Raw genomic sequence first — 9122 nt, forward strand, 5'->3', positions numbered from 1 at the left:
TCAGGTTTAGCTTACTTATTAGCCAGTTGCTGGCAAAGGCGATCCCAGTCAGAGGAGCCATATTTGAAAAGCCTGCTTTTGAAGCAGGCTTTTTGCTTTTCTGCGTCCTGCGTTAACTTAAAATTGCATCCAGCCTGGCAAGCACTTCATTTACCACAGCGTCTGGTATGCTTTCCAGCCGCTTGCCGTTCCGGGCAGCCATATCAATGGTTCTGGGCTGGTCGCAGCGAATAACGCCCGTTGTTTTTGTCCCTGCCCCTTCCAGTGAAACGGTGAAACCTGCCGTGCGAGCAAAATTTCCACCGCTGGTGATGGGAACAACAACGGGTAACCGGGTCAGCTTGTTAAACGATGCCTTCGATACGATAAGCACCGGACGTTTTCCGCTTTGCTCGTGGCCAGCAATCGGATCCAGTGAAACGAGCCAGATTTCCCCTCTGTCCATCTACAGGATCTCCTTGCCCACCGCAGGAGCATCAATCCATTCCCGATCCTCTTCGCTCATTTCGGCGTGCGGATCGCACTGCGCCAGCAGCTCCTCAAGAGAATAATGAGGCCGTTTCTGGGGTTCAATAATCAGGCAGCCATTATTAATGGTCATGCCGACTTCGCTGTCCGTCGACAGCTCCAGCGTTTTGAGCACGGCGGGAGGAACCGCCAACATGATGGATCCGCCGACCTTTTTCAGGCGAGTGGTATACATAGAGCACCTCCGAATATTATATTTTAATATAACATCTACGGCAGGCGGTGCACAATTATTCATCAGATTCATGGTGATTTCCTTTTCGTAATAAAGCGTGAAGAAAGCCGTTATCCATCGGAGGACAGTACAGGTGGGAACGAAACGCGTAATTAAGAAGGCTGATAATAGAAAACTGTTTTTGCGGTTTAAAGGATTATGGCGGTTCAGGTAAACGGAATGCGAGGCGGCTTCCGGATCGGAGCTGCTTCGGAGGAGCATCAGCGGCAGCGTGAAGGCCAGATTTTTCCAGGTTCGAAGTCGAACGCTTCAGCAATCAATCTTTAGCTGTTGGGCCAGCGGCGGGTAAGCGTACTAGCCAGCATGGAGGGCACCAGGACCTGCCTGTCGCAAAAGCGCTGACAGTAAAGTGCCCCGTTTTTCAGCCCACCTATGATGTCGACAGGATGCCGGTCAGACTGCATCATACTTTGAGATATACCGCATCAATAAACTTCACTCTTCAGGCAGTACATCGCCAGCGCGGGGCTTTCATTTTTGTTGTGAGCTCATCAAAAAACGGCTGAAAATTGAGGAGACTAAAACACTATTCATGATTTTTGAGGCGAAAGCTTGGGGCGTTCCTTTTGTTTCTGCCCGCAACCCTGAAGACAGAGCCAAGGACGAAGATCTCATCGTTATGGCAATTCGTCATATACTGAATGACAAAGCGGGAGCCGACCAAACTGAGGTTCAAAAACGCCAGGCATATCGCCGCCATTTTCGTCAGCGATACCAACCCCGGCGGCTAACGGGAGGATCGGGGCTACAACGGGTTTAGCGGTATTTTGCACCCGTGCAGCCCCGGAACCGGGCAGCGTTAACGGCGCGGGATGGCGACCGGACGATAAAGCCGCAGAAGCGTCAGGCGTATCGACCGTGCAAAATAGCGTGATAAAATCAGTTTTTCATCCCGTCTATTTTCACCCGCCGTTTCACATGCTATTGCTCCAGGATATTTTTATTCATCGACATCACCCATGTTATAAATGTTCTCAGGGGGACCGGGATATGTTTGCGGCTCGGATAGTAAATATTAAAACGATCGGCAGGATAACGATAATCAGACAGTAAGCGGACAAGCCCGCCTTCTTTAATTTTATCCTGAACCAGATTCTCATACACAAAGGCAATACCCAACCCGGATTCCGCAGCCTGTATCATCGCCGCATCGGAATCCATCACCAGATCGCCCTTCACAGCCACTTCCGTTATAACGCTCGTAGCGCTAATAAACTCCCAGCGGTACAGATCCCCACCTGGAAAGCAACGATTAATGCATCTGAAATTAACGAGATCTTTTGGTGAAGAGGGTGCGCCGCATTTTTTTATAAAATCCGCACTCGCCACTGGAATAAGAGATAGCGGTTCGCCAAAGGGTATGGCAATCATATCTTTAGGCACATCTTGCGTATAGCGTATACCCGCATCAAATCCTGAATCTATAATATTAACTTTTCTGTCCGTGGTGAATAACTCAAGTTTAATATCCGGATACTCATTTTTGAACGGTGCGAAGTAACGTTGAAAGAAGAGATCCAGCACAATGCGTGGCAAATTTAGTTTCACCACCCCTTCCGGCTTTGCTCTGTGCTCATTAAGGTTATCAATCACCCGCCTGTAGTCATTGAGCACAGGAGTAACGTCATTCAGAAACTCCTGGCCGATAGCGGTCAGGGAAAGACTGCGCGTAGAACGATTTAAAAGCCTCGCGCCCAGTTTCTCTTCCAGATTATTTATGGCAATAGTTAACGTTGGTGGAGAAATATTCAACTCTTTTGCTGCCTGACGAAAACTTCCATGCTTCACAATAAGAATAAGCATTTCTACATGTTGCAATTCGGGAATATTTTTCATTGTTAACATCCGTAAAATACTGCATTAGAAAGAGATTAATTGTTGTGAGTGGAAAAGGGAAGTATATATTTCAGCACATTGTACGAGTGAGGAAAATAAAATGGAAACACGTTATCTGGGAAAGAACAAATTTCAGGTGTCGGCATTAGGTCTGGGTTGTATGGGAATGAGTTTTGCCTATGGCGGAGCCGAAGAGTCGCAGGCAATTAACACCATTCACGCTGCGGTTGATTTGGGCGTCACCTTCCTTGATACCGCAGAAGTTTATGGCCCATTTGAGAATGAAGTGCTGATCGGAAAAGCAATCAAAGGCGTTCGCGATAAGGTACAGATTGCGACCAAATTTGGTTTCCGCATTCTTCCTGGCGGTCAGGGGCTTGAGCGTATGGCCGGCGTTGACAGCCGTCCTGAACATATCCGCGAAGCGGTAGAAGGCTCCCTAAAACGTCTCAACGTCGAGACTATTGATCTCCTTTATCAGCACCGCGTTGATCCCACCGTCCCCGTTGAAGACGTAGTGGGAACAATGGCAGATCTGGTCAAGGAAGGGAAAATTCTCCATATCGGACTTTCCGAGGTCTCTGCCAATACTTTACGCCGGGCCTGTGAAGTTCATCCGATCGCCGCCGTTCAGACCGAATATTCTCTCTGGACCCGCGAGCCGGAAGAAAACATTCTCAAAACTTGCCGCGAATTAGGGGTAGGATTTGTGCCCTATAGCCCGCTGGGTCGTGGATTCTTAACCGGCAAAATCACCGATCGGTCCGGCTTCGCCGAGGATGATTTTCGGCGCAATCTTCCTCGCTTCCAGCACGATGCCATGCGGAAAAACCAGCAGCTACTCAGCCAGCTGCGGGATGTGGCCGATAAATATCGCTGTACCCTGGCCCAGCTCGCTCTCGCGTGGGTGATGAGTAAAGGCGATGATATTGTCCCCATTCCCGGCGCGCGCCAAATCGCACATTTGCAGGATAATGCCGGCGCAGCCAGCCTGGCTATTTCCGATGTTGATATTAAACTCATCGATCGCATCTTTACCCCTGACAATATTCACGGATTAAGATATACCCAGGGTGATTTTCATTTAATCGATAAGTAACATCCTGCTATAAATTCTCCCGCCTTTCCGGCGGGAGCTAAGGTTTACCGTCTCGCGCACATTTCTCCTCCACCGCGCCAGTTTGCTGGCGCCATGCGGTAACCTCCTCATCAAGCCAGGCCTTAAATAGAACGGCTTCGTTTTTCTGCTCTGCGCCCTGCGATGAAACCAGCCAGTAAGGCCACGGATAAGGGGCGGTGAAAGACGTAAGCTGTACCAGTTCACCCCTGGAGAGCGCATCCTGGACTAAAGAGCGGCGTTCCAGCGCGATACCTTTACCGAGCCGGACTGCCTCCAGCACTAGGTTTGAGTCGTTGATGCACAAACCGCCTGGCACAATCTCTCTTTCAAGCCCCGCGTTGATACACCATGCTTTCCACGACTCCATGGAAAAGATAATGTTGCTCTTCGCTATCTCTGACGGCGTACGGGGGAGCACGCCGCCGTTATAGGTTGGCGCGGCCACAACGATAAGCTGATCGGAGAAAAGGTAATGGCTCTCCGTTCCTTCCCAGTCGCCTTTTCCCATGCGTATAGCCAAATCCGCCCCTTCCTGCTGCATGCTGGTTATCGCCAGGCTCGCCTGTATTCGCAGCGAGATATGGGGGTATTTCTCCCGAAATCGTTCCAGGCGAGGCAACAACCAGTGGCAGCCGAACGAGGGCACCATCGCCAGGGTCAGATCCTGCCGGCGGGGGTTGACCTGCACCAGCCGGGTGGCATCAGCAATATGGTGCAAAGCCTCGCGGACCTGTAAGGCATAGAGCCGCCCTTCTTCATTAATCTGCACGCCGCGGCCGTGACGGATAAACAGCTTGAGGCCGACCATCTCCTCCAGCACTTTAATCTGCTGGCTGATGGCTGAATGCGTAACGTGTAGCTCTTTCGCCGCCAGCGTCACGCTGCCAAGACGCGCCACGGCTTCAAAACTACGTAAACTCGCAATAGGGGGAAAATCCGCCATGTTACCGCTCCCACAACCTGACGCGTAAAACGTGACCCACAATCTGTCAGTAATACTAACCCAACCCGTAAGATACTGAAGATATTCGCCATGACGAATTTATTGTACTGTTTCTTCACCGCCGGCAATGAAGCATTAACCTCAGCCTATTTCACCAGCACAGGAAAACAGGAATCATGATGAAGCTTATTGGCATGATGGATTCGCCTTATGTAAGGCGCGTGGCGATTTCCCTTGAACTCTACGGCGTCGAGTTTGCAAGTCACCCGCTGTCCGTATTCAGCAGCTTTGAAGCCTTTTCCAGGATAAATCCTGCGGTCAAAGCGCCGACGCTGGTGCTGGATAACGGAATTCGCCTGATGGATTCGTCGCTGATACTCTCTTATTTTGAAGCCCAGGCCGCCCCGGGGCGCAAGCTGCTGCCGGTCTCGCCGGACGCGCTGGCAAGGGATCTGCAAACGCTGGGCTTTATTCTCGCCGCGGGTGAAAAGGCGGTACAAAATGTCTATGAACACAATCTGCGCCCGGCGGAAAAGCAGCATAATCCGTGGATAGCGCGCATCACGACTCAGCTGCTGGCAGCCTGCAGGGAGTGGAACAGGCTGCTGGAGGAGCGTCCGGCGGCCGCGGTTCCCGATCAGGTGGCCGTAACGAGTACGGTTATCTGGACCTTTATTCAGTCAACGATCCCTCACGTGGTTCATGCGGGAGACTTTAATCATATCCGGTCCGTTGCCGAATTATTTGAAACCCATAGCGCCTTTAAAAAACATCCCTTTAGCTAAAGCATCAGCTCAATGCGATGAAGCTAAACCCTGAACGTGAATCGCCACGGCAACCGAGAGCGCCCGGCAACCGCGGGCGCGTTATCCTGATGGAAGAAATCGCCTGGCGTGAGGGAAAGGGTTAAAAACCGCTACCGGCGTGCAGTGCTGCACGACCAATCTCCACCGGCATCCCTGAACGGCGTTCAAGCGCCTGCTCCGCGTGATTCACATCCACCCCCTCGCCCTTCACAAAGGCCTGAATCGCCGGCGTGATGGGGAGCGGCACCTTCCGGTCCGATTCATACTCCGCGCGGTTACGCGACAACGGTTCGTGAACCTCAACCCAGCGGCTGCCGTCCGGCTCGGCGGTATACTTCACCGGCTGGTCGATGATTTGCACGCGCGTCCCGACCGGAACGGTATCAAACAGGTATTTGATGTCGTCGTTACGCAGGCGGATGCAGCCCTGGCTCACGCGCAGGCCAATGCCGAAATTGGCGTTGGTGCCGTGGATCGCGTAGAGCCTGCCGATGTAAATCGCGTACAGGCCCATGGGATTATCCGGCCCTGCGGGCACAAACGCGGGCAGGCTTTCGCCACGGCTGGCGTATTCACGACGGGTATTGGCGGTGGGCGTCCAGGTCGGCGCCTCCTGCTTACGCTCCACGGCGGTGACCCAGTTACGGGGGGTTTCGCGTCCTGCCTGGCCAATGCCAATCGGCAGAACGTCAACCGTTGTGCCATCGGGCGGATAGTAGTAGAGACGCATTTCGGCCACGTTGATCACGATCCCGTTGCGAACCGTAGCGGGCAGGATAAGCTGCTGCGGGACCACCAGCGTGGAGCCCGACTTCGGCAGATACACGTCGACGCCGGGGTTGGCCTCGAGCATATTGCTCAGGCCCTGACCGTACTGAGCGGCAAAGGCCTCCAGCGGCTGGGTATTGTGTTGCGGAATGGTGATGGTCAGCGGGCTGCCCACCAGGCGGCTTCCTTCCGGCGGCAACGGGTAGCTCACCGCCAGAGCGCTCTGGCTGGTGAGGATCATAATAAGAGAACAAAGCAGTTTCACACGCCGCACAATTTCCCTTCCTTTGTGGCGATAATCGTGAATGAATTATAGCTTCGTTTACTCTTTCATATCTGATTTATCATCCTGCTAAATCTGATAATCGATTGCGGCCTCTTCCGGCTCCATCGCCTGACGTTTAATTTCCTCCAGCGACAGCCCTGCGTTACACAGTTCAATAAAGCGCCAGACGTAATTTCGCTGCAGCTGACCGCGCTTCAGGCCCAGCCAGACGGTATTGGCATCGAACAGATGGCGGGTATCGAGACGCGTAAAGGTATCAGATTCCCGCGCGTCGCCTGACTGTTCCGCCACCAGCCCCACGCCCAGCCCCAGCTCGACGTAGGTTTTGATAACGTCGGAGTCCTGAGCGCTTAATACGATATCCGGCATCAGCCCTTTACGGTTAAAGGCTTCGTCAATACGTGAACGCCCGGTAATCCCCTGGCGATAGGTAATGAGCGGCCAGCGGGCGATGGCATCGAGGGTTAACGGCGTCACCTGGGTCAGCGGATGATCTTTGGGGACCAGCAGGCTGTGGTGCCAGCGGAACCAGGGGAAAGCCACCAGCGTCGGGTCGTTGCTCAAGCGCTCGCTGGCGATGCCGATATCCGCGCCGCCGTTGTGCAGCAGCGCTTCAATTTCCTGCGGCGTCCCCTGAACTAATTCAAGACGTACGTCGGAAAAGAGTTCGCGGAAGGCTTTAATCACCGGCGGCAGGCTATAGCGCGCCTGGGTGTGGGTGGTGGCGATGGTTAAGACGCCGGACGCATCGTTGGTAAACAGGTCCGCAAGGCGACGAACGTTGCTGGCTTCATTCAGAATACGCTCGGCAATCGACAGCAACGCTTTGCCCGGCTCCGTCATCCCCAGCAGGCGTTTGCCGCGGCGGATAAAAATCTCGATCCCCAGCTCTTCTTCCAGTTCACGAATATGACGGCTGACGCCCGATTGCGATGTATAGAGCATATTGGCGACTTCCGTCAGGTTGTAATCCTGACGGGCCGCTTCACGAATAATTTTGAGTTGCTGGAAGTTCACCCTTTCCTCCGGGCTATCAGACATAACATATGCACTATTGTTAAAGTCTGTTGTCCCTGCTAACAAATAATAAAAACCAGCAACTTATTCCATTCAGGAATATAGCCTAACTGACTAACAATAGTTCACGGTTTTCCAGCGACGGACGGCTCACCAGCGACATTAAAATTTCCTTAACCGCCTGCGCCTGCGGCGACAGACTGCCGCGTGCCGACATATTGACCGACAGCGACAGGCTCATTGACGGCGTGCTGATGCGCGCCATCCAGCCATTCGCCGCGCTGCACAGCGAACGGGCGGCGGACTCAGGCAGAACGGTGACGCCCATGCCGCTGGCAATAGCCGCCGTCAGGGTGGTAATGGATTCAATTTCGCCGATAATTTTTGCCGACAGTCGACGCAGAGTGAAGGCTTCGGTGACCCTTGCGCGAACGGCGCTGTAATCACGCGGCAGGAACAGATTCATTTCCGCAACCGCCGTCAAATCCACGCTCTGCCCCGGGCAATCCCGGGTTCCGACCAGGTAGAGATCTTCCTTCAGCAGCGGCTGACTGACGATCCCGGCGACCGGGGAACGTTCATAGAGCACGGCCATATCCAGCTGACCGTCGATAAGCTTATCGTTGAGGATCGTTCCGCTGCTTTCCTGCAGATAGACCATAACTTCCGGAAGCTCGTTACGCACCGTTTGCAGCAGCGGCATGGTAATGGCCGAAGCCGCCGTGCCCGGGGCCAGCCCAATTGACACCTGGCCGCTTAGCGTCTGACCGACGTTGTTAACCGCCAGCTGCGCCTGCTCGCACTGGCGCAGGATAGTCCGGGCGTGGGTGTAAAGGATCTTGCCCGCTTCGGTCGGCGTCACGCCGCGCTTGGTGCGGATCAACAGCTGCTGGTCCAGCTCGCCTTCCAGGGTCGCAACCTGCTGGCTCAGCGCCGGTTGTGCGATGTGCAAGACTTCAGCGGCCTGGGTCAGACTGCCGATATCGACGATTTTCACAAAATACTTCAGTCGTCTTAAGTTCATTTTGCCTCCTGTAAGGAACACCAGTACCAACACTGGCCGTTTAGATGCAGAAGGTTTTGCAATTTGCTTGCCAGCTTTTTTGCAGGGACGCAAATGCCGCTGCAGGCCGCGTAATAAGGGATACTGATAGCAAACCGCGATTTTGTTGCCCGGTAAGCGGATTGCGGTATGCCCCATTAGGGGTATAAATGCACCGCAACGGTGCATCCGGCGGCGCAATGCCGTAAAAACAGGCACTCTGCTGAAATTGTCAGCAAACGAACAAGTTAAGGTGATTCAGGCTTTGACAAGGGGGATGGTCATCGTTAATATGCGCCCCGTTCACACGATTCCTCTGTAGTTCAGTCGGTAGAACGGCGGACTGTTAATCCGTATGTCACTGGTTCGAGTCCAGTCAGAGGAGCCAAATTTAAGAAGCCTGCTTTCGAGCGGGCTTTTTGCTTTCTTACTCTCTCATTTCAGCCAGATCGTCTTCTTTAGTAACCCCCCTCACGCGTTCTACAACCGCCTCACTCCTCTGGCTGTAACAGAGGAAAAACCCCAAAACTTATTAATATCA

Annotated in this window: 9 protein-coding genes, 1 tRNA gene and 2 pseudogenes; 5 read left to right on the forward strand and 7 right to left on the reverse strand. The window is 53.3% G+C overall.

Going from position 1 to position 9122, the window contains the following annotated elements; genetic code table 11:
• Nucleotides 1-112: 112 nt before the first annotated feature.
• The gene (locus tag FQK12_RS00500; RefSeq protein WP_014229979.1) at nt 113-445 is read right to left on the reverse strand and encodes a type II toxin-antitoxin system PemK/MazF family toxin; all 333 of its coding nucleotides are present in this window, start codon (nt 443-445) and stop codon (nt 113-115) included.
• Nucleotides 446-703, reverse strand: coding sequence for an antitoxin (locus FQK12_RS00505; protein ID WP_004852307.1), 258 nt, complete (start codon nt 701-703; stop codon nt 446-448).
• 710 nt (nt 704-1413) lie between these two features.
• Here FQK12_RS00505 and FQK12_RS00520 point away from each other — a divergent pair.
• Nucleotides 1414-1494, forward strand: a pseudogene (locus FQK12_RS00520) (molybdopterin-binding protein); the annotation flags it as partial.
• Nucleotides 1495-1684: 190 nt separating this feature from the next.
• On the opposite strand, the gene FQK12_RS00525 reads toward FQK12_RS00520, so the two are convergent.
• A complete protein-coding gene (locus FQK12_RS00525; protein ID WP_014229981.1) occupies nt 1685-2599 on the reverse strand; it encodes a LysR family transcriptional regulator in 915 nt (304 codons plus the stop codon).
• A gap of 100 nt (nt 2600-2699) precedes the next feature.
• Here FQK12_RS00525 and FQK12_RS00530 point away from each other — a divergent pair, with 100 nt between their 5' ends.
• Nucleotides 2700-3698, forward strand: coding sequence for an aldo/keto reductase (locus FQK12_RS00530; RefSeq protein WP_014229982.1), 999 nt, complete (start codon nt 2700-2702; stop codon nt 3696-3698).
• A gap of 37 nt (nt 3699-3735) precedes the next feature.
• Here FQK12_RS00530 and FQK12_RS00535 read toward each other — a convergent pair whose 3' ends face one another.
• A complete protein-coding gene (locus FQK12_RS00535) occupies nt 3736-4662 on the reverse strand; it encodes a LysR substrate-binding domain-containing protein (protein WP_014229983.1) in 927 nt (308 codons plus the stop codon).
• Between the two features lie 179 nt (nt 4663-4841).
• On the opposite strand from FQK12_RS00535, the gene FQK12_RS00540 reads away from it, so the two are divergent.
• Nucleotides 4842-5447 carry a glutathione S-transferase family protein gene (locus FQK12_RS00540; protein ID WP_032750440.1) on the forward strand — a complete coding sequence of 202 codons (606 nt, stop codon included), beginning with the start codon at nt 4842-4844 and terminating at the stop codon, nt 5445-5447.
• A 121-nt stretch (nt 5448-5568) separates the two neighbouring features.
• Here FQK12_RS00540 and ldtA read toward each other — a convergent pair whose 3' ends face one another.
• From ldtA to nac, 3 genes are all read right to left on the reverse strand, one after another.
• Complete coding sequence (gene ldtA / locus FQK12_RS00545; RefSeq protein WP_009653331.1) at nt 5569-6510, reverse strand: L,D-transpeptidase; 942 nt, start codon at nt 6508-6510, stop codon at nt 5569-5571.
• Nucleotides 6511-6588: 78 nt separating this feature from the next.
• Nucleotides 6589-7539, reverse strand: coding sequence for an HTH-type transcriptional regulator Cbl (gene cbl / locus FQK12_RS00550; protein ID WP_014229985.1), 951 nt, complete (start codon nt 7537-7539; stop codon nt 6589-6591).
• Between the two features lie 106 nt (nt 7540-7645).
• Nucleotides 7646-8563, reverse strand: a complete 918-nt coding sequence (gene nac / locus FQK12_RS00555; protein WP_004852321.1) for a nitrogen assimilation transcriptional regulator NAC — start codon at nt 8561-8563, stop codon at nt 7646-7648.
• Between the two features lie 330 nt (nt 8564-8893).
• Between nac and FQK12_RS00560 the strand changes: the two genes are divergently transcribed.
• Nucleotides 8894-8969, forward strand: a tRNA-Asn gene (locus FQK12_RS00560).
• A pseudogene (locus FQK12_RS27420) lies at nt 8937-9122 on the forward strand (hypothetical protein); the annotation flags it as partial. The gene FQK12_RS00560 and the pseudogene FQK12_RS27420, both read left to right, overlap by 33 nt.

The organism is Klebsiella sp. ME-303, from assembly GCF_007910085.1.
In the GTDB taxonomy this organism is placed as follows: domain Bacteria; phylum Pseudomonadota; class Gammaproteobacteria; order Enterobacterales; family Enterobacteriaceae; genus Klebsiella; species Klebsiella michiganensis.